The sequence below is a fragment of the Jonquetella sp. BV3C21 genome (genome assembly GCF_000468895.1).
In the GTDB taxonomy this organism is placed as follows: Bacteria; Synergistota; Synergistia; order Synergistales; family Dethiosulfovibrionaceae; genus Jonquetella; species Jonquetella anthropi.
Map to the genome: position 1 here is coordinate 196618 of NZ_AWWC01000008.1, position 19792 is coordinate 216409.

The following is a 19792-nucleotide window of genomic DNA, read 5'->3' on the forward strand; positions in this document are numbered from 1 at the left end:
TGAGCAAAGGAGTGTTTTCAATGGGAAAGGATGCCGAGATTCTCGTTGGTCTTTATCTCGGAACATCGAAAATTTCAGCGGTTGTCGCTGAATGGGACATGTTCTCCGGTGACGAAGTACAGATCATCGGCATCGGCCAGGCTCCTTCCCGAGGAGTCCGCAAGGGTCTGATTGTGAACCTTGACCGAGCCACGGACTCGGTTGCAGCTGCTATTGCCGACGCGGAGTCCATGGTGGGGTTTGATATCCGTGCTGTGACGGTTGCTTTCAGCGGGGTCGATGCGTACACTAAATCAGTCTGGGGAATGATTTCCCTTAGTCGAACGCCTCGTCAAGTTGCTGACGACGACGTGATGCGGGTTATTGAGTCGGCGTTGAGCGGCCTGTCCGTTCCGTCAGATCACTGCGTCGTCCACCTGCTTCCTATCAAGTACTCCATTGACGGCAATAGCGGCATAGACGATCCGCTCGGCATGACCGGCATCCGCCTTGAGGTCGAACTGCAGGCAGTCATCATGCCCCGTTCGATTGTGCAGAACGTCGTTAACTGCGTTCAGCACGCTGGGGTTCAAGTTCGCGGGTTGGTTTACAAACCGCTGGCGGCGGCGCTCGGGTCGCTCAACCAAGAGGAGAAAAGCGTCGGCGCGGTCTCTCTTTCCCTCGGCGGAGGCACAACCAGCGTGGCGATCTTCAACGAAGATCGGCCGGTGGCGTTTACGGTGTTCCCGATAGGCGGGGATTACGTCACCAGCGACGTCTCCCAGATGCTGAAGATACCCATGGGGGCCGCCGAAGAGGTTAAGAAGGCCGTTTCACTTGATTCAGGCGCTGAACCGGCTAAAGAAGTAACGGCCTCTATTCAAGGACAGACCCGAAAACTGGACGGCGACCTGATACGGCAGACAGTTGCCTGTCGAATTGAAGAGCTTTTGGAGGAGAAGGTCGCGCCGTTTATCGCGGAGAACTCGAAGCATCAGTTCCCGTCCGGGGTCGTTCTGACCGGCGGTGTCGCTCAAACAGACGGGATTGAGACGTTTGCCTCGTCCATTTTGAACCTGCCTGTTCGTCGGGCGCCGGCAGCTCCGATTCAGAAACTTCGTCCTGGCTGTGACACGAGCCAGTACTGCCTGCTGATGGGCATTATCTTCTACTTGCTGGAAAAACGTCGGAACAGATACAAGTATCTTGATTCCACTGTTGATTCGATCATGTCGGGCTTCTTCTCTGTCGACGTGGAACAGGCGCCTCAATCGTCCCGACGCTTAGGCGAAGGGCTTTTTAAGAAAATGCTGAAATCGCTGAAAGAGCTTTTTTAGGAGGCAACGGGGATGACAATGAATAACGAAGTTTTTAAGCCCAGCACGACGCAGGCGATGCCTCCGCGAGAGGTCATCAAGGTTGTAGGAGTTGGCGGCGGCGGCGGCAACGCGCTGAACAACATCATTGCCAGCGAAGTTGTGGACGTAGATTTTATCGCCGTCAACACTGACGTGGTGGCCCTCGAGCTCTCCAAGGCCCCGACGAAGATAGCCTTAGGGACAAAGCTGACCGGCGGACGCGGCGCTGGAGCGGACCCCGCCCGCGGCAAAGAGGCGGCTCAGGAGTCGACAGAAGACCTTAAAGCGGTTCTTGAGGGTGCGGACATGGTGTTCATCACCGCCGGCATGGGCGGCGGGACTGGAACTGGTGCCTCTCCGATCATCGCTGAGATCGCTAAAGAGCTGGGAGCCCTGACGGTCGCAGTCGTCACCATGCCGTTCTCTTGGGAAGGCCCCATGCGGGCTCAAAACGCCCAGCGGGGTGTTAACGAGCTCCGAGACAAGGTTGACGCTCTGATCATCATCGAGAACGATAAGCTGCTGGAAGTCTGCGACAAGGGCACGTCGTTCTTTGAGGCCTTCCAAGTTGCCGATGACGTGCTGCGTCAGGCTGTGGCCGGCGTTACCGGAATGATCCGCAAGGCAGCTCTGGTTCACGTGGACTTCGCCGACGTCTGCACCATCATGAGAGGTGCCGGAACGGCCATCATGGGTATCGGCGAAGCGAAGGGCGAGGGGCGCACGGTTGCCGCTGCCCGGGCCGCTATGAGCGGACCGATGATGACGGCCCCGATGAGCGGTGCCACTGGCCTGCTGTATTTTATCGAGGTCAGCCCGGAAGTCGGACTGCATGAGATCAACGAGGCCAACCAAGTCATCGCTCAGGCTGCTCAGGAGAACGCCAACATCATTTGGGGATGGGCTCCGGATCCGGCGATGGAGGATCGGGTTCGTTTCACGATTATTGCGACTGGCTTTAACGGAACCGGCGCGATTCGTCGGCAGAACCGTCAGGTCAGCTCAACTCACTTTGACAGCCCGCGGGGGGCTGGCCAGCGACGGAGCGGCTTGAACCTGAACCCTGCCGACTTGGTCTCCGATGATGAGGACGATTTCCTGAACGTTGGGGGCGACGACAGTTATGACACGCCGGCTATCAGCCGCCGTGCCAGAAAAAAGTGACCGATGTGGGGACAGGTATCTGTCCCCTTTTCTTTTAAATTGCAGCAAGAAATGAGGTGTTTTCATGCCCAGTCGATCGACGAACCGATTCAAACAGAAACCAGCGCTGAATTTTGGTGACTTAATGCTTCCTGTTCTGGGAATCGTATTTTTAGCAATTTTGATCATCGGGATCAAGGTGCTGTTCTTTCCCGCCCAAGCCTCAAAGACTCCGATTGTCGTCAACAGCCCGGCACGGACGGTTCAGCCGGCTCCTGTTCACTCGGAGCTTCCCCAGCGGTCAGCCGTTGTCGAGCCTGTCCCAGTTCAGGCAGACGTGGTTCCCGCTGATGCCAGGCCTTTAGTTGCCGAACCTGCGACTGACAAAAATGGTCAGACTGCGGTTGCTGTCGCTCCTGTCAAAACGGCCCCTCCGGCCAAAAAGCCTGCCGCTAAACCGGCTCCTGCTGTGCGCCCGGCTGTTTCTGCGGCGCCCGCACCTGTCGCGCGTCCGGCGGTCTCAGCGCCGGACCGTGGGGCGACGATTGAAAAGAGCAATTACCTGGTGCAGAGCGGCTCGTTTACCGACGACAAGGGAGCGTCGACAGTATCGGCCGAGCTGAAGTCGAAAGGATATGCGACCGTCGTCCGGCGGGCGGAGGTCAAAGGACGGACGTTCTTCAGGGTGTTTGTCGCCGGCGGTTCGAGCGCCGAGTCGGCTCAGGCTGTGGCTGATAAGCTGCAAAGCGCCGGCTACCCTGTTTTAGTCGTGAAAAACCAGTGATCTGACATGCCTGTAGGAAGGGTCTTTGTCGTTACTGGCCAGTCCGGGAGCGGAAAAAGCTGTGTCTTGGATGCCCTAGAAGATCAGGGCTTTTTTACCGTCGATAACCTGCCTGCACCGATGCTGCCGGCTCTTGCGTCTCTTGTGGGCGGGCGCAGCAGCGAGGAACGGGACGTGGCAGCCGTCGTGGACGCCAGAAGCGAAGCTCTTCTAACCGAGCTGCCGAGCGCTATCAGGGCTTTGCGGGATCAGGGCGTACGGCTGACGGTGCTTTTTATGGAGGCTTCCGAAGAGACGCTCATCCGTCGGTATCGGTTTACAAGGCGACGGCATCCTTTTGGGTTTAAAGAGTCCTTGCTGGACGGTATTCGAGCCGAGCGGCAGATGCTTCATGCGGTTCGTCAGCTGGCGGACTTGGTCATCGACACCACCAGATTTGACGCCGCTGAGCTGAAACGACACGTCCTGTCCCTGATCGATAAGGGGAAGGAAAGCGTCGACGTGTTGGTCACGTCGTTTGGGTTCAAGTACGGCAACCCGGCTGACGCTGATTTTCTGTTTGACGTTCGTTTTCTTGCTAATCCCTACTACGAGCCAGAGCTCAAAGACAAGTCGGGGCTTGACGAGCCTGTTCGGCAGTATATTTTCGAGCGCAGCCCGGCAAACGAGTTCTTGTGTTCGTGCTATGACCTGCTGGCGTCGATCCTTCACGTCTGTCACAACAGCGGGAAAAACTATATTCACGTGGCGCTGGGCTGCACCGGCGGCCGACATCGTTCGGTCTTTGCCGCGGAGTGGCTGGCCGAGCGCCTTTCTCAGCTGCCGGGCGTAACGGTGAACGTCAATCACCGGGATCTAAAGCGCGGTTCCGGATCGGAGCTGATTTCAGGATGATCTGGCTGATTGCTGCCTTCGCAGTTGGGGTCCTGTCCGGCGCTGGCGCGGTTCTTTTCAGAAGACGGCGGGGCCTGAAAGGCCGGGGCCAGTTCCCGGGCAAGAGTCAAGAGGCCCGGACGCAGGCGGCGGTTCAAATTCGTCTGGCGATGGGGCCGTCAATTGTCGCTGTCGGCGGCGGCACGGGGCTTTCGTCTCTTTTGCTGGGACTGAAGGCCTACACGAAGAATCTTTCAGCTGTTGTGACCGTGACGGACGAAGGCGGAAGTTCCGGTCGGCTGATTCGGGATTGGGGCGTCCTTCCGCCCGGCGACATTCGGAACTGTTTGGTTGCCCTGAGCGAAAACGACAGCCACTTGAGCTCATTTCTCGACTTCCGTTTTGACCGAGGAGACCTGAAGGGACACAGCTTAGGGAATCTGATGCTTCTCGCCGCGATCGAGCAGACCGGCGATTTTAAAAACGGTGTCCAGCTGATGAACCGCCTGTTGTCGGTCCGAGGTAGGGTGCTGCCGATCACGACGGAGGTTGTCACTTTGGCGGCCAAACTGGAAGACGGCGGCATTGTCCGAGGAGAGTTGGAAGTCTCCCAACACGGCGACAAAATCGAAGAAATTTGGCTTGAACCGAAGGACGCCGAGCCGGAACGCGAGACCATTCAGGCCGTTGAGGGCGCGGATATGATCGTTTTAGGTCCTGGAAGCCTGTTCACAAGCGTTATCCCCAACCTTTTAGTTCCTGGCTTTGCTGACGCGGTCAGGGACGGAGCGGCGCCGGTCATTTACGTGGCGAACTTGATGACCCAGCCGGGTGAAACCAGCGCTTTGAGTTTGATGGATCACGTCCGGTGGATTGCTAAAACGCTGGGGCGCTTCCCTGACGGCGTCGTGGTCAACCAAGCTCCGATTGTTCCCGCTCTTCGTGATCGGTATGAGGAAAGAGGCTCAGTCCCTTTGACCCTGTCTGAGGCGGAAGAAGAAGAGCTGGTCTCGCTGGGCTGTAACGTTTACAGAGAACTGCTTCTTCAAGTCAAAGACGGAACCGTCATCAGGCATCACAGCGCGCGGTTGGCAGAAGTCCTTATGCGGGCGCTTCGCCATTTTCGGCCCCTGTCATGAAGATATCCAACCGACTCTGGGACGAGTGGCTCACCGGGGAGATACCCGACCCTGTTTCCGCCGAGTCGGAACTTGCAGGCCTTGTTTCCTCGATGGGCGTTCGCGCGGCCGCGGACGAAAAAGTTCTCCTGTCCTGCGGGCGGTTCTGGACATTTCGCCGGGTTCGACGCCTTTGGCCCAAGTGTCCGATCTGTGAGGGGCTTCCTCTGGGGGAGCAGCTCTGCCTTGGGCGGGGCCAAGTGGCCTTAGCGCTGCCCACAGAGGGGTATCGGGCAATTCTTGCGGTGCAGGATCGCCCGGAGTTTTTGCGCTGGGCGTGGATGAGAGGCGTGTTCGGCGTCTGCGGCGGCCTGTACGCTCCGAAAAGCGGGTACTATTGTCTGATGCGGCTGGCACAGCCAGTTTTAGCCGGGCGGGTGATGGACTCGCTGGCGGCGGCGGGAATCAAGGCATCCAGCCGAGTCAAAGGCGGTCGGACGGAGCTGATCCTGCGGGACTTGGACGGGATCATCCAGCTGTGCCACAACCTCAAACTGCCTCAGACCGTTCAGGTCCTGCAGAACAGAGGACTTGTCAGGTTTTTAAGGGATCAGGCCAACAGGCAGGCTAACTGCGATGAGGCGAATATTCGCCGGTCGGTTGCGGCGGCAAGACGGCAGGTTGAGCTGGCTCGTTTTTTTCTCGATCAGGAGATTGACCTGCCCGAAGCCCTTTCTCAGGTACTCCGGCTTCGCCTCTCCTATCCGGCGGCCAGCTTGGGCGAATTAGGGACGCTTTTGGATCCACAGATGAGCAAGTCTACGATAAAATATCGTTGGCACAGACTTCAGCAACTGGCGGAAGAGCGGGGCTTTTCCCCGCTTGAGGAAGCTTAAAGGGAGCTTTCAGCTCATGACGGTGCGCGTCTGACGCGAGGAGGTAGGCAATGTCGAAGGTTCGTGTGGCAATTAACGGTTTTGGTCGGATCGGAAGACTTGTACTTCGGGGACTCAAAGAGTACGACACCAAAGGGCTCATGGAAGTTGTCGCGCTTCAGCGCCATAATGCGGCGGTGGACCAGATGGCCTATTTGCTCAAGTACGATTCGGTTCATCGGAGATTCGACGCTCAGATCTCCTACGACGATTCTCACTTGATTGTGGACGGCCACTCGATGGAAGTCCTTCGCGCCGACACGGCCGAAGAACTGCCGTGGAAGAAACTGGGCGTCGACTTGATCATTGAGGCGAGCGGCGCTTACACGAAGAGCGATAAAGCGTCTTGGCACCTTCAGGCCGGCGCAAAAAAGGTCCTTCTCACCTCTCCGGGAAAGAGCGACGACATCGCGACCTTTGTCATGGGTGTCAATGAGAAAACGTACGACCCGGCGTCGCATCACATCGTCTCGAACGCCTCCTGCACGACCAACTGCCTCGCTCCTGTGGCCAAGGTCCTTCACGAGCAGTTCGGCATCGTTTCAGGCTTGATGACGACCGAGCACAGCTACACCAGCGACCAGAGACTTCACGACAAGTCCCACAAGAACAATTTCCGCGCCCGGGCCGCCGCGCTGTCCATGGTTCCGACGACCACTGGCGCCGCCAAGGCTGTCGGCAAGGTCATTCCTGAGCTGAACGGCAAGCTGAGCGGCCTTTCAATCCGCGTCCCCACGCCGGACGTGTCGCTGGTCGACCTGACGTTCGTTGCGGCCAAGCCCGTGACCGTCGAGTCGATTAACCAGGCCATGAAGGAAGCCTCCGAATCGACGCTCAAAGGCTACTTGGGCTATGAGACCGACGACTGCGTGTCGGTGGACTTCACTCACGATCCCCGCTCGGCCGTGTTTGCGCCGTCCCAGACGATGGTTATCGGCAACTTGGCAAAAGTTCTCGCTTGGTACGACAACGAGTGGGGCTATTCGTGCCGCTGCATCGATCTGGCCAACTACATGATCGAGAAGGGATTTTAAATGAAACTTCGGGGCATTGATTCGCTCGATCTGTCCGGCAAAAAAGTCCTTGTCCGGGTGGACTTCAACGTGCCGTTTAAAGGCGGAAAGGTCACAGACACGACCCGTATCGCTGCTCACAAAGAAACGATCGACGCCTTGTTGGCTCAGGGCGCGTTGGTGACTTTGGTGTCCCATTTTGGCCGGCCGAAGGGGAAGGTCGTGCCTGAACTGTCCCTCGGCCAAATTCGAGCGGACGTGGAAAAAATCTACGGCGTGCCTGTTCGCTTCGTCGCTGACTGCGTCGGCCCTGAAGTCGCCAAAGCCGTTTCCTCTCAAAAGGCGGGAGAAGTCCTTTTGCTGGAGAACTCCCGTTTTCACCCGGAGGAGGAAAAGAACGATCCCGCGTTTAGCGCTCTGATGGCGAAGCCGTTCGACGCGTTCGTGATGGACGCCTTCAGCGCGGCGCACCGGGCCAACAGCTCGACGGTCGGCGTCGGAGACTCGCTGCCGAGCGCGGCGGGGTTCCTTCTTCAAAAGGAAATCGACGCGCTGTCTGTCGTGCGCGACGAGCCGGTCCCGCCGTACGTCGTCGTATTGGGCGGGGCAAAAGTCGCCGACAAGATCGCCGTCATCGAACGGATGATCGAGAAGGCCGACTCCCTTCTGATCGGCGGCGGCATGGCATTCACGTTCTTGGCCGAGAAAGGCTTGAACGTCGGCCGTTCGCTGTACGACGCAGAACACGCTGACTTTGCCCGGTCAATGCTCGCTCGGGCAAAGGAACGGGGCGTCCGCGTCCTGCTGCCGGTTGACGTCGTCGAGGCCCATGCGATTGAGGAGCCCGAGACGGCGCGGGTCGTCCCGGCGGAGGAGATATCTTCCGATTGCATGGGGCTTGACATTGGGCCTCGGACGGAAAAGCTTTTTGCCGAGGCGATCAAGGGAGCTCGGACGGTTCTGTGGAATGGACCGATGGGCGTGTTTGAAAGCGAGGCGTTTGCCAGCGGCACGAAGGCTGTGGCGAACGCTTTGGCTGAGGCGACCCGAACCGGCACGTTCACAGTGGTGGGCGGCGGGGATTCGGCGTCCGCGGCGAAGAAGTTCGGCGTCGGCTCTTTGGTCAGCCACCTGTCCACGGGCGGCGGGGCCAGTTTAGAGTTCTGCGAGGGCAAAGACCTGCCGGCAGTCGTGCCTCTTCTCAAACGATAAAAGACAAACGAAAGCCCCGACACCGCGAGGTGTCGGGGCTTCCATTATGTTCTGGGGACTATGAACTTGACTTACGAAACAATCGCTTTGATTGTCGCCATGATGATTTTTAGATCATCTAAAACGGTGTGCGATTTAGCGTAGGCGACGGAGTAGCGGATTTTCACCGGCAAAATTTTTTCGATGTACGTTTTTTCTGGATCGTCGGCGCAGTCCAGCAGGTCGTTTTCGTCTTTGTACTCAACTGACGCCCGTTCTGTGATCCCGGGCTTTACCGAAAAGATCAGCTTTTTCGCCTCGGGCGGGTAAAACGCCACATATTTGGCGACTTCAGGGCGTGGCCCCACAAGGCTCATGTTTCCGATCAACACGTTAAAAAGCTGGGGCAGCTCGTCAAGTTTGGTTTTTCGAAGAAAGCGGCCGGCTCTCGTTACCCGGTCGTCGGCCCGGACTGTCAGCAGGGAAGCCTTGTCGGCGTCAGTAACCATCGACCGGAACTTGTACACGTTGAACAAACGCTCGCCCAACCCGACCCGTTTCTGCTTGTAAATGATCGGCCCTTTGGAATCGCATTTAATCCAGACGGCGATAACCAGCATGATGGGACTCAGCAGGATAATGCCGGGAATTGTAAAGAGCAGGTCCATAAATCGCTTGGAGGTCATGAGAAGATTCCTCTCTTGTATGAGTGGCTGACCTGCCAAGCTTTTAGAGGCAGGCCAAACAGGACGTATGTTCCTGTGAATTTTGTCGGTTGCAGGCGCCTCAGCGGCTCAAGAGCCGGCGCACCTGTTCGATGACGTAGTCCACGTCGCTGTCTTTCATGGCCGTGAAAATCGGCAGACTCACTTCCCGTTTCCACGCGTCTTCCGCCACAGGGAAGTCTTGGGGCTGCAAGTTGTAACGCTGCTTCCAGTACGGCTGGGCGTGAAGGGGAATGTAGTGAACGCTGCACCCTATCTTGGCGTTCGACATTTCCTGAATGAAATTGTCCCGGCAGATGGGGGCGTCGTCGGACAGCCGCAGCATGAACAGGTGCCAAGAGTGCTCTCTTTCGGGAGTAGGGCCCATCGGCAGCTGGACGGGAAGGTCGGCGAACGCCTGGAGGTACTTTTGGGCGATGGCGCTTCGGCGGCTCATGAACCCTTTGGCCCGCTCCAGCTGGTGAATACCGATGGACGCGGCGATGTCGGTCATGTTGTACTTGAAACCCGGCGCGACAATTTCGTAGTACCACGCAGGACGTTCGGATGTGTACCGGTCGAACGCGTCCCGGTCGATGCCGTGAAGTCTCATGCACCGGCAGCGCTTGGCAATCTCCGCATCTTTTGTGACGATCATGCCGCCTTCGCCGGTCGTCATGGTCTTCGTGGCGTAGAAGCTGAACACCGTGCAGTCAGAATCGAGCGTGCCGATGAAGTCTCCGCGATACTTAACCGGGAAGCAGTGAGCCGCGTCTTCAACCACTTTGATGCCGTGGCGGTGGGCGAGCTCAAGGAGAGGCTTCATGTCACAGGCCAACCCAGCCAGATGGACCGGGATAATGACTTTCGTTTTGGGAGAGATCGCCCGCTCAATTGCCGCCAGGTCAATTTCCAGTGAGTCCGGCAGGACGTCTACCAGAACCGGTTCGGCGCCCAAATATCGGGCGACTTCTGCCGACGACGTAAAGGTGTACGACGTGGTGATGACCTCATCACCCGGGCCGACGCCGCAGGCTTCAAGCGCCAAGTGCAGCCCGGCAGTCGCTGAGTTGACAGCCATCGCGTGAACGCCGCCGCCGAGGTATTGGGCAAAGTCCTTTTCAAACCGCTGAGTTTTTGGGCCGGTTGTCAGCCATCCAGATTTTAAAGAGTCGAGAACTTCGTCGATCTCGCTCTGTCCGATGTCCGGCAGGGCAAAGGGGAGAAACGCTCGTTGAGTCATAACGGTCACCTCTTGAAGTAATAAGTTGGTCCATAAGCTGCTGCAGCATCACTTGCTGCGCTCAGGACGAACGCCTGACATGCACACGCCGGCACGCCCTGATGACGCCCCCAATTTGAAGGTTTTTACATTATAGCTGGCCAATATCGTTTTTGGTGCAGTAAGTCGAGCTACTTCGCTAAGCTATTCGCCGGAAAAAGAATGAATCGCCCCGCCAGGATTTCCCGGGCGGGGCGATTCTTCTGTTGTTTAGCTGTTCGGCCGGCCGTTTTCGACAGGCGACGTCTGTTGAGGAAGAGCGCCCCCCAACAGGCTGACGTCCACCCGCGGGAACGGGATCGCCAAGCCGGATTCGGAAAGAGCCTTGAACAGGGCCAGCCGGACGTCGCTGTCGACTTTCAGGCCTGAGGCGACTCTCAGGTTGACCCAGTAGTAAATGGTGAAGTTCAGCGAGCTGTCGCCGAACGCACTGAAGTAGATGGCCGGCTCAGGGTAGGGAAGCACCTGAGGATTTGTCCTGACGACCTGGTTCATCACCTCAATCGCCTTGTTGGGGTCACTGTCGTAGCTCAGACCGATGGTGATCGTTCGGCGGTTCAAATAGTCGGTCAGGTTCCAGTTGATTAGCCGGCTGTCCAGCAGCTTGCTGTTGGGGACGACGACGTCCCGTCCGTCCGGCGTCTTGAGCCGAGTGCTTCGGGTGCCGATCTCTTTCACCTCGCCGAGGACGTCGTCAATTTCTAGCGTGTCGCCCAGTCGGAACGGCCGGTTGACCGCCAACATGATCCCGGAGATGACGTTGGTGAACAGCGTCTGAGCGCCGAACCCAATGGCGATGGCGAAGGCACCGCCGAGGAACGCGAACGCGGTGAGTGGGATGCTGACCAGTTTGAGGGCGATGAGGAAGCAGATGAAGAACAACAGGTAGAGGACGAACCGGCTGATGGTCGCGGCGGTCGTCTCGTCAATTTTAGCCCGGCGGCGGACCCACTTCATGACGAAACGCGTCGCCCGATGGCTGCCGAACACGCCCAGCAGAAGGATCACCAGAGCGCCCAGCAGGGATTTGAGGTGAACCGTGTAGTCGCCGCTGGTCCACAGTTCGGTGTTGAGGATTTCGGCGGTCTTCACTTTCCACATGCCGGCCACTTTTTCGGTGACCGGGACGACGTTGTACCGGGCTTTGTACTCCTGCAGGGTGCGGCTGGTTAAGCGGAGCAATGACGCGATGCTGGCCGCGTCGGCGTCCAAGTCAGCCAGTTCGGCGTTCGTCAGGGCGATCATCTGTTTTTTGAGTTCTTGGGCTTCTCCGCCTTGGTTCCCTGCTGTCTGGTCGTTCAGGCTGGAGAGCCTTTTTTGAACGGCCAGCATGAGCTTTTGCTGAGAGGCCTGTGCTGTTTCGATCGAGTTCCGATTCTTTGCCAAAGAGTCAATGATAGCCGGCATGTTTTCCTGCTGCACGCCGCCGTTAAACAGCTTGTAACGCTGGTCCCACATCTGCCGGCAGGCGGCAAGGCGGGCCAGTGCGGCGTGAAGCCGTTCAATGCGGTTCATCGTAAAGCTCTTCTTCTGGGACGACAGAGAGTCGGCCAGTTCTTTGATCGTTGGATCCTGGCTGTCGGATTGAGGGGCAGCTGCCGTGGGGGCCTCGCGCTCGGCTTCCTGCAGTTTGTTTTGCAGCGAAGCCGCGTTGGCATCGAGGGACTTCAAGATGTCCCGATAGTCCTCTTCGGTGAACTTGAGGTTCGACTCAATCCAAGATGTTTTTTTATTCGCCGAGTTGATCTGAATTGCCAGCGACTGGGATTCAGCGGTCAATTGCTTGATGAGCAGCTGACGGAGTAGCACGTCCGCTCTGGCGGCTTCGGCAGTCAGAGCTAAGTTTTCCATCTTCCACGCGTTTGACGCGGCTGCCGGCGTGCTTTTGGCGCTGCGGTAGCTGCTTTCTGCCGCCTGCTGGCTCGACTGGGCGTAGCTCAGCGCCAGCTTGGCGTTGCGCAGGTCGGCCTCCTTGAGCTCTTGGGAAACGGCCAAGTCATCTGATTCGTCCAGCGCCCGCTCGTACGTGGCGATGTCAAAGGGCGGTTTCTCCTTTGGCAGCGCGTTTTCTTCCGGCACGCTCTTGAGCGCCTGAAGTTGCGCTTCGGCGCCGGGGATATTTTTCGCAGTCGCCGCGATTCGCTCGTAACTCAGCTTCAAGTTATTGAGCAGTGAAATTCTGTCCTTGACGTCGTCAGCCGTGACGCCGTTGCTGGCAGCGACTTCGTCTAGGGGAGTACCGGCCAAGCCGTTCAACCGTTTGGTAATCGACGCCAACCGTTCGGCGTTGATTGCCTGATCGGAGTCAGAGGGCTTGAAAATTTCCGCGTCACCGGCCGACGACGGCTGACTGTCCGACGACAGGCCCGGCAGAACGCTTGTCAGGTCGATCGCTCCCGCCGGGGCGGCGGACAGGCCGATGGCTACAAGAAGAAAAGCGAGCTTCCGAAAGTTCATAGGATCACCTCGAAGGTTTTTAGAGAATTTCTTCGTTAACGACTATTATAATGAATGAACGCAGGGGATTTTTCAAGGAGGGGGAATGTCAGGTGTCTGTGTGTAAAAAGAGGGAAAACGTTGAAGATGCGGTCATCTGGTTCGCGCCGTTTGCGAACGGCACGAGCAAGTTCGACCGAATGAGGGACGTGCTCAACCGAGTGGAGATGAAGCGGACCGTGTCCGAGGGGGACTTGGTGGCGGTGAAGCTCCACTTCGGCGAGGAAGGAAACGACACGTACCTGAGGCCCGAGTACGCCCGTCTGATCGTCGACGCGGTCAAAGAGGCCGGCGGCAAGCCGTTTCTCTGCGACTCGACGACCCTTTATACGGGCTGCCGGCGCAACGCCGTTGACCACCTCAACTTGGCCGTTCGCCACGGGTTCGGCCCTGAGGTCACCGGCGCGCCGGTCGTCATCGCTGACGGGCTGAAGAGCAACGACTGGCGGCCCGTGGCGGTTGCCGGAAAACACTTTTCAGAGGTCAAGATTGCCGGGAGCATCGCAGACGCCGATTCGATGGTCGTGCTGAGCCACTTCAAGGGGCACGTGAGGGCCGGATTCGGCGGGGCGGTGAAGAACTTGGCCATGGGCTGTGCCTGCGCGTTGGGGAAAAAAGACCAGCACGCCGCCAACCTGTCTGTGGCCCCTGAAGAGTGCATCGCCTGCGGCCGGTGCGCCCGCAACTGTCCTGTTCGCGCCATCTCGATGAAAAACCCCGCCGGGGCGAATAAAGCGTTCATCGACCAGTCGAAGTGCATCGGCTGCAGCGAGTGCATGACCCACTGCCCGGTCAGCGCTATCTCCATCGACTGGGGATCAGAAGAGGACCGGAGCGCCTTTGGCGAGCGCATGGCCGAGTACGCGCTTGGGGCTGTGAGAGACAAACGCCGGGTCGTTTACGTCAACGTCATGACCGACATCACGCCGCTGTGCGACTGCTGCGGCTGGAGCGACAACGCGATCGTCCCGCCGATCGGGATTGCCGCGTCAATTGACCCGGTCGCGCTGGACAAGTTCTGTCTCGATAAGGTCACAGAGGCAGTCGGCTCTGCCCTGCCAAGCGGGTGCGAAAAGTTCTCCCACATTCACCCCAAAACGGAGCCGGAATCCCAACTGAACCACGGACAGGCCATCGGGCTGGGAAAGCTGTCCGCTCAAGTTGAAGTGATTTAGGTCTCCACGGGTTGAAAAGACAAAAACGGCGGCTCCCGATCGGGAGCCGCCGTTTCTTGTCTTGTTGGAGCTGAATAATTACTCGGTTTTCTGAGGAGCTGATTCGGGCGCAGCGGCCGGAGGAACCGGCTGCGTGCTCGGACGTTTGGCCCCGAAATCGCCGATCAGCTGGCGGATCATGCTGTCCTTTGACTCCAGCGCTTGGTTCAGGGAAACGTTCGTCTGTTTGTACATCTCGCGGATCTCGTTCAAAGCGGCGGAAACGTCCTCGCTGGAAGCGGAGTCGCTGTTCACCTTGTTCTCGATGGCGGCCAAGGAAGCCTGCGCCTTGCCGAGAAGCGCGGCGACTTCAGAGACGACGGCCTGAGTGTCCCTCTGGGAATTGACGATCTCGTCTCTCAGTCCGCGGACTTCGGTGAGGACGGCGTCGCTGCGCATAAGAATGCCGGCGAACAAGGCCAAGAGGACAATCGCTCCGACGGCAATCGCGACGATTTTTTTGACTCGGCAGGAAGAATCGTCAGCGGGCATATCGCAGTCGCAGCAGCACCCATCATCATCGTGTTCGTCGCCGCAGCAGCAGCAACCTTCGTCGTGATCGTGCTGATCGCCCTCGCAGCAGCAGCTTTCCAGGGGGTGCTCTTCATTCTCGTGATCGTGAGCGTGCAGGTTCTGTTCGTCCATTACAGTTCAGCTCCTTCAGGGTGGGGTCATAAATAGGATAATCCTGAATGTAAGTCTATCATAAATATTCTGTCCTGCCACATGCAACGCTCGCTCAGAATGCCCCGAGCGCTTGGGCAAGTTTTTTGGCGTCGGCTTTTAACCGTTCGATCGGCTGGCGGCTGTAGGTGAGCCGGATGCAGTCGAGGCATTCGCCTTGGCAGCTGAACGCGGTCCCAGGAATGACCGCCAGGTTGAACTGCTCAAGAAGCCGCTTTTGGACCTGAACGCCGTCCTGACCGGGCAGCCGGCACCACAAGAACATCCCGCCCTTCGGCTCGCTGAAAATGACCCGTCGGCCGCTCCATTCGGTCAGAGCGTCGCAGAGGATCCTGCAGCGCCGCGCTAGGTCAGACCGAAACGCGTCCATATGGACGGCGAACTGGGGAGATCCGGCAAACCGGGCAATGGCCCGATGGATAAAAGTCGGCAGCGCGACTACCGTCTGAGCCTGAATATTGACGAACCGTTCGATCAGCTCATCCGGTCCGGCGAGCCACCCGCAGCGGAACCCGGGCGCCACCGTCTTGGAAAAACTGCCGGCAAACAGCGTCCGCTCGGGAGCCATCGAAAAAATCGACGGCAGAGGCTTCTCGTCGAAGTACAGATCCCGGTACGGGTCGTCCTCGAAGACCAGCAGATCGTACCGTCGGGCCGTCTCGGCGATCAGCCGCCGACGCTCGAGGGACGTGCAGGTTCCCCGGGGGTTTTGAAAATGAGGGATCACGTAGAGGACCTTCGGCGACAGCAGACGGCACAGCCGTTCGAGCTCTTTTGGGTTGACGCCGTCAGCGTCGGAAGAGATGCCGACGATGCGGGCGCCGCTTTTGGCGAACGCGTCGAGCGTCTCCGGGTACGACGGATCCTCGGCCAACACCACGTCGCCCGGGTCGATCAGGCCGGCGGCGGCGATATGAGCCGCGCCCATCGCGCCCTGAGTGATCATGATCTGACGTTCGGGGATCGGGCCGGAAAGGCCAATTGATGGCCCCAAACTTGACAAGTACGCAAGAAGTTCCGAGTCCCCCCGTGGCACCCCGTACCCGAACAGGGCAGGCTCCGTTTCAAGCAGACTGTCGAAAATCGGCTTGAGGTCGTCAAGCGGCAGGGCCTCTGGCGACGGCTGCCCGGACGTAAAGTTTCCCGTCTCGGCCGATAGCCCCCCGGTGTAGCGGGCAATCGTCGTCGGTCTCAGTCGGTTGGCTTGAGCGCTCAAAAAACGGTTCATGATCATCTCGACCTTTCAGGAAAGTTCGGCATAACGGTGATATTGTACCTTAGGGGTACGGGGAGCTTAAAGCCGTCAACGAACCGATATGGTTTTTTCGTTCCTCGGTATAATAAACATATACACAGCGACGGGGAGGCATTCCATTGACACAGAGTTCAATTCGCACAGTAGGCTTCATCGGTATTGGCGTCATGGGACGGGGAATGGCGTCGAATTTGCTGAAAGCGGGGTACAGCCTTCGGGTCTTCACCCGCAGGAAAGAGACCGCTAAAAAACCCTTGGAAAGCGGCGCCGTCTGGTGTGACAGCCCGGCCCAAACGGCTCAGGGCAGCGACGCCGTCATCACGATGGTCGGCTTCCCGGCCGACGTAAAGGAAATTTACCTTGGTCCCAGCGGACTCATTGAGGCGGCCGCGCCAGGAACGCTTTTGGTGGATATGACCACGTCCAGCCCAACGCTGGCCGCTCAGATCGCCCACGATGGAGCCCAGCGCGGACTGTTCTGCTTGGACGCGCCGGTCTCCGGCGGCGACACCGGCGCCGCCAAAGGAACGCTGTCGATTATGGTCGGTGGGACGGAGGAGGCGTTTGAAAAGGCGCGCGGGCTTTTGAGCGCCATGGGGACGGAGGTTCACCGCCAAGGCGGTGCGGGAATGGGTCAGCACACGAAGATGGTCAACCAGATTCTGATCGCCTCCGGCATGGTCGCCGTCTCGGAAGCGCTTTGTTATGCCAAGGCCGCGGGGCTTGATCCCGAGTCGGTCATGGCCAGTGTGTCGAAGGGCGCTGCCGCCAGTTGGACGCTGGACAACCGGTGGCCTCAGATGCTTTCGGGCAACTACAAGCCGGGCTTTTACGTCAAGCACTTCATCAAGGACATGGGGATCGCCCTCCAGTCCGCCCGGGAGATGAACCTCCAGCTGCCCGGGCTTGAGCTGGCCGACAAGTTGTACCGCCAGCTGGCCGAGGACGGGGGAGAAAACGACGGGACTCAGGCGCTGTTCAAGCTGTACGATCGGTACCTTGTCGCCCGGCGGCTGAAAAGCTGAATGAAGACGTTTCTTCCCGAGGGCAGAGAGGAAAACGGCGCGTCGTTTCGCGTCCACAAGCTGACTCGGCTCGCTTTTTTGACCTGCCTGAGCGTCATACTCATCCTAGCGATTCGTTTCCCTATCCTGCCGCAGGCGCCGTTTCTTGAATACGAGCCCGGCGACGTGCCGATGATCCTCGCCGGGCTGTTGTACGGTCCCGGCGCCGGCCTCGCCGTCACGGTTGCTGCTTCGCTGATTCAGACTTTGACGGTCAGCTCGGGGTCAGGCCCAATCGGCCTTGTCATGCACATCGTGGCGACCAGCGCTCTCGTAGCCATTCCGTCGTTCTTGTACCGGCGGCGGTGCAGCTCCGGGAGCCTTGCTAAAGGGCTTCTTCTCGGCTCATTGGTCATGACGCTGCTGATGATTCCGCTGAACCTCGTCATGACCGTGTGGTTTCTCGGCGTGCCCCGGCAGGTGGTCGTCTCCATGCTCGTGCCGGCAATCATACCGTTTAATCTGATAAAGTCGCTGTCCAATTCGGCGCTGGCATTCCTCGTCATTGGCGGGTTGAGCGCTCGGTTCAGGACTTGTCCCTGTGAAAGGAGAGAAAGCTATGAGAAGAGTGAGCGGTAAACTCAAAGGACTGTTGGCGGCCTTCGTTTTGGCGGCGTCATTTGCCAGCGCGGCCAAGCGGAATTGGATCAAAACGTGGTGAACCTGTCGGCCACGGCCGACCAGCTGGTAGCTAGAGACTTAATGGAAGTCGATTTTGTCGTGTCAGCTCACGACCCCGACCGTCAAAAAGCCGCGGCTGAAGTGACCGAAAAAGCGAACAAGCTCGCTCAGGCGATCCGCGAGGTCAAAGAAGTCCAGCTTCAGACGTCGACCCGGGAAGGCTTCTGGCAGGCTCTTCCGGGCGTGTCGTTCTCGATTTCAGGCAAGCAGGCGTGGTATGACACGGCTCGCTTCACCGTCTCCAGCAAGGACTTTGACGCGCTTTCCAAGCTGACAGCCGACGTCTCCCAAATTGCCGCCGTCGAGTCAATTCAGTGTCGGGTCTCCCGCTCTCGGCTGGCGGAAATTGAAGATCAGCTGGTCAAGAGCGCGCTCGATCGGTTCAAAGCAAAAGCCGATATGATCGCCAAACATCTGGGGTTCTCTTCATATTCAATTGGTACGATCTCAGTTGTGGATATGAACGGGGAAACCCCGGTGACCAACTGCCGGAACTTCAGCAACATGAAGTCAGCGGAGTTGGCCGCTCCTGAGACCGTTGAGCCCGGAACGGCAAGAGTTCAGCTTTCAGTGACCGGTTCCATTCAGATGAAGTGATTCGACCTATACCAAAGGCGGTGAAGTGGATGAAATACGACGTTGCGATTGTCGGCGGCGGTCCGGCCGGCGTCAGCGCGGCCCTGTACGCTCGGGCGCGGGGAGCGAAGATTGTGGTCCTGGACAAAAACGGCATCGGCGGCTTAATCAGCCGGGTGTCGCTGGTCAGTCACTTTCTCGGAGTCTCAGAAGGGCTGAGCGGCCCACAGTTTGCCAAACTGATGGCCGGCCAGCTTGAGCGGGCTGGGGTTGAAGCGGCAGTCGACGAAGTGCTTCGCCTTGAAGTTCAGAACGGTCAGATTCACCTGTCCGGACGGAAAGGCCAGTGGGAGGCGTCGGCGGCAGTTCTCGCCACTGGAACAAAACCGCGGCGGCTTGGCCTGTCGGGGGAAGATGAACTGGGCGTCTGCGGCTTGGGGCTTGACCGGCTGGACGACCTGTCTGCAAAGGAAATCGTCGTCGTCGGCGGCAGCGACGGCGCGGCGAAAGAGGCGATTCACCTCGCCGGCCGGACAAAAGAAGTTCACCTCGTTTTCATCGAACGAGAGCTGGCTGCCGTCAGCGAGTTCCGCCTCGCCATCGAGAAGCTGCCGAACGTGCGGACCTACCCGGCCAGTCGGGTGACTTCCATCTCCGGCGGAGAAAAGGTTCAGCGGGTCGTCATCGCGTCCGACGACGGCGCTCAGACCGTCCTGCGCTGTGACGACGAAATTCCGCTGTTCGTCTGCGCCGGCCGGCTTCCTCAGGCCGACTTGGCTCCCGAAAAGACGAGCGAAGGCTGGGCGAAGTGCGCCCCAGACATGGCCACGTCACTGCCCGGCGTATTCGTCGCCGGAGACATGAGAGACGGCGCTCTGCGTCAAGTTGCCGGGGCGGTTCGCGACGGTGCTGTAGCCGGCATCGCCGCCGCCGGGTGGGCTCGCGCTCACGGGGGATTAAAGTGATCTCCCCGGAGGAACTGGCAAAACTCAACCGAACGTGGTGGACGCAAGGGTATTGCTGTGCGCCGGCGACGTTTGGAATGGCCGTGTCGCCGCTCGGACGTCCGGTTCCTCAAACTTTGCGGGCGCTGAACGCCTTCTGCGGAGGCATGGGAACCGGAGCCACCTGCGGCGTCCTTTCTGGCTGTCTCGCCGCGTTGGGGTGCTGGCTCGGCAAAGGGGGCGAACTCGAAAGCCGGGACGATCGGCTCAAGGCCCTGTCGGCTGCGCTGTACGAAGAATTTGAAGACCATTTCGGCTCGCTCAACTGCCGAGACTTAGCCCCGGCAGAACACGCGCGCCGCCGGGAGGTCTGTCCCACGTTTTCCCTCTGGGCCGTCGAAAGGCTGTGGACGCTTCTTCAAGAGGGAGGAATTGACCTGTCATGCCGGCCGGACGGCCGGGAATAGCTAGTCGTTTTGCGCCGGAGCGGGAGCTCCG

19 protein-coding genes are annotated in these 19792 nt (G+C 58.8%); 14 read left to right on the forward strand and 5 right to left on the reverse strand.

Features of this window, described 5'->3' with window-relative positions; all coding sequences use genetic code 11:
- The first annotated feature begins 20 nt into the window (after positions 1 to 20).
- From ftsA to HMPREF1249_RS02815, 8 genes are all read left to right on the forward strand, one after another.
- Positions 21 to 1316, forward strand: a complete 1296-nt coding sequence (gene ftsA, locus HMPREF1249_RS02780; protein WP_008521572.1) for a cell division protein FtsA — start codon at positions 21 to 23, stop codon at positions 1314 to 1316.
- Positions 1317 to 1328: 12 nt separating this feature from the next.
- A complete protein-coding gene (ftsZ, locus tag HMPREF1249_RS02785; protein ID WP_021775773.1) occupies positions 1329 to 2501 on the forward strand; it encodes a cell division protein FtsZ in 1173 nt (390 codons plus the stop codon).
- A 64-nt stretch (positions 2502 to 2565) separates the two neighbouring features.
- Positions 2566 to 3264 (forward strand): SPOR domain-containing protein, encoded by a 699-nt coding sequence (locus tag HMPREF1249_RS02790; RefSeq protein WP_008523111.1) that lies wholly within the window; start codon positions 2566 to 2568, stop codon positions 3262 to 3264.
- A 6-nt stretch (positions 3265 to 3270) separates the two neighbouring features.
- Positions 3271 to 4158: an RNase adapter RapZ gene (gene rapZ / locus HMPREF1249_RS02795; protein ID WP_008521567.1), complete on the forward strand. Its 888-nt coding sequence runs from the start codon at positions 3271 to 3273 to the stop codon at positions 4156 to 4158.
- The gene (locus HMPREF1249_RS02800) at positions 4155 to 5276 is read left to right on the forward strand and encodes a gluconeogenesis factor YvcK family protein (RefSeq protein WP_008521566.1); all 1122 of its coding nucleotides are present in this window, start codon (positions 4155 to 4157) and stop codon (positions 5274 to 5276) included. The genes rapZ and HMPREF1249_RS02800 overlap by 4 nt, the downstream gene beginning before the upstream one ends.
- The gene (gene whiA / locus HMPREF1249_RS02805) at positions 5273 to 6151 is read left to right on the forward strand and encodes a DNA-binding protein WhiA (RefSeq protein ID WP_008521565.1); all 879 of its coding nucleotides are present in this window, start codon (positions 5273 to 5275) and stop codon (positions 6149 to 6151) included. The genes HMPREF1249_RS02800 and whiA overlap by 4 nt, the downstream gene beginning before the upstream one ends.
- A gap of 50 nt (positions 6152 to 6201) precedes the next feature.
- Positions 6202 to 7224 carry a type I glyceraldehyde-3-phosphate dehydrogenase gene (gene gap / locus HMPREF1249_RS02810; protein WP_008521564.1) on the forward strand — a complete coding sequence of 341 codons (1023 nt, stop codon included), beginning with the start codon at positions 6202 to 6204 and terminating at the stop codon, positions 7222 to 7224.
- Complete coding sequence (locus HMPREF1249_RS02815) at positions 7225 to 8415, forward strand: phosphoglycerate kinase (protein ID WP_008521563.1); 1191 nt, start codon at positions 7225 to 7227, stop codon at positions 8413 to 8415.
- A 71-nt stretch (positions 8416 to 8486) separates the two neighbouring features.
- On the opposite strand, the gene HMPREF1249_RS02820 is transcribed toward HMPREF1249_RS02815, so the two are convergent.
- The 3 genes from HMPREF1249_RS02820 to HMPREF1249_RS02830 all read right to left on the reverse strand — a co-directional run bounded on the left by HMPREF1249_RS02820 (position 8487) and on the right by HMPREF1249_RS02830 (position 12837).
- Positions 8487 to 9080, reverse strand: coding sequence for a sugar transferase (locus HMPREF1249_RS02820; protein ID WP_008523110.1), 594 nt, complete (start codon positions 9078 to 9080; stop codon positions 8487 to 8489).
- Between the two features lie 100 nt (positions 9081 to 9180).
- Positions 9181 to 10341, reverse strand: a complete 1161-nt coding sequence (locus tag HMPREF1249_RS02825) for a DegT/DnrJ/EryC1/StrS family aminotransferase (protein WP_008521561.1) — start codon at positions 10339 to 10341, stop codon at positions 9181 to 9183.
- A 249-nt stretch (positions 10342 to 10590) separates the two neighbouring features.
- On the reverse strand, positions 10591 to 12837 hold the full coding sequence (locus HMPREF1249_RS02830; protein WP_008521560.1) for a mechanosensitive ion channel domain-containing protein: 2247 nt from the start codon (positions 12835 to 12837) through the stop codon (positions 10591 to 10593).
- Between the two features lie 92 nt (positions 12838 to 12929).
- Between HMPREF1249_RS02830 and HMPREF1249_RS02835 the strand changes: the two genes are divergently transcribed.
- Positions 12930 to 14051 (forward strand): DUF362 domain-containing protein, encoded by a 1122-nt coding sequence (locus HMPREF1249_RS02835; protein WP_021775806.1) that lies wholly within the window; start codon positions 12930 to 12932, stop codon positions 14049 to 14051.
- 78 nt (positions 14052 to 14129) lie between these two features.
- Here HMPREF1249_RS02835 and HMPREF1249_RS02840 read toward each other — a convergent pair whose 3' ends face one another.
- Both HMPREF1249_RS02840 and HMPREF1249_RS02845 read right to left on the reverse strand, forming a co-directional pair.
- Positions 14130 to 14735, reverse strand: a complete 606-nt coding sequence (locus tag HMPREF1249_RS02840; protein ID WP_008521558.1) for a hypothetical protein — start codon at positions 14733 to 14735, stop codon at positions 14130 to 14132.
- A gap of 94 nt (positions 14736 to 14829) precedes the next feature.
- Positions 14830 to 16002 carry an aminotransferase-like domain-containing protein gene (locus HMPREF1249_RS02845; protein WP_231366871.1) on the reverse strand — a complete coding sequence of 391 codons (1173 nt, stop codon included), beginning with the start codon at positions 16000 to 16002 and terminating at the stop codon, positions 14830 to 14832.
- A 146-nt stretch (positions 16003 to 16148) separates the two neighbouring features.
- On the opposite strand from HMPREF1249_RS02845, the gene HMPREF1249_RS02850 reads away from it, so the two are divergent.
- The 5 genes from HMPREF1249_RS02850 to HMPREF1249_RS02870 all read left to right on the forward strand — a co-directional run bounded on the left by HMPREF1249_RS02850 (position 16149) and on the right by HMPREF1249_RS02870 (position 19761).
- The gene (locus tag HMPREF1249_RS02850) at positions 16149 to 17054 is read left to right on the forward strand and encodes an NAD(P)-dependent oxidoreductase (RefSeq protein ID WP_008523101.1); all 906 of its coding nucleotides are present in this window, start codon (positions 16149 to 16151) and stop codon (positions 17052 to 17054) included.
- Positions 17055 to 17672: an ECF transporter S component gene (locus HMPREF1249_RS02855; protein WP_008521554.1), complete on the forward strand. Its 618-nt coding sequence runs from the start codon at positions 17055 to 17057 to the stop codon at positions 17670 to 17672. It abuts the gene before it with no gap.
- 63 nt (positions 17673 to 17735) lie between these two features.
- Entirely contained in the window at positions 17736 to 18371 is a 636-nt protein-coding gene (locus HMPREF1249_RS02860; RefSeq protein ID WP_021775767.1) for an SIMPL domain-containing protein, read from the forward strand.
- 29 nt (positions 18372 to 18400) lie between these two features.
- Positions 18401 to 19315 (forward strand): NAD(P)/FAD-dependent oxidoreductase, encoded by a 915-nt coding sequence (locus HMPREF1249_RS02865; RefSeq protein ID WP_008523098.1) that lies wholly within the window; start codon positions 18401 to 18403, stop codon positions 19313 to 19315.
- Positions 19312 to 19761, forward strand: coding sequence for a redox-active protein (locus HMPREF1249_RS02870; protein WP_008523096.1), 450 nt, complete (start codon positions 19312 to 19314; stop codon positions 19759 to 19761). The genes HMPREF1249_RS02865 and HMPREF1249_RS02870 overlap by 4 nt, the downstream gene beginning before the upstream one ends.
- The last annotated feature ends 31 nt before the right edge of the window (positions 19762 to 19792 follow it).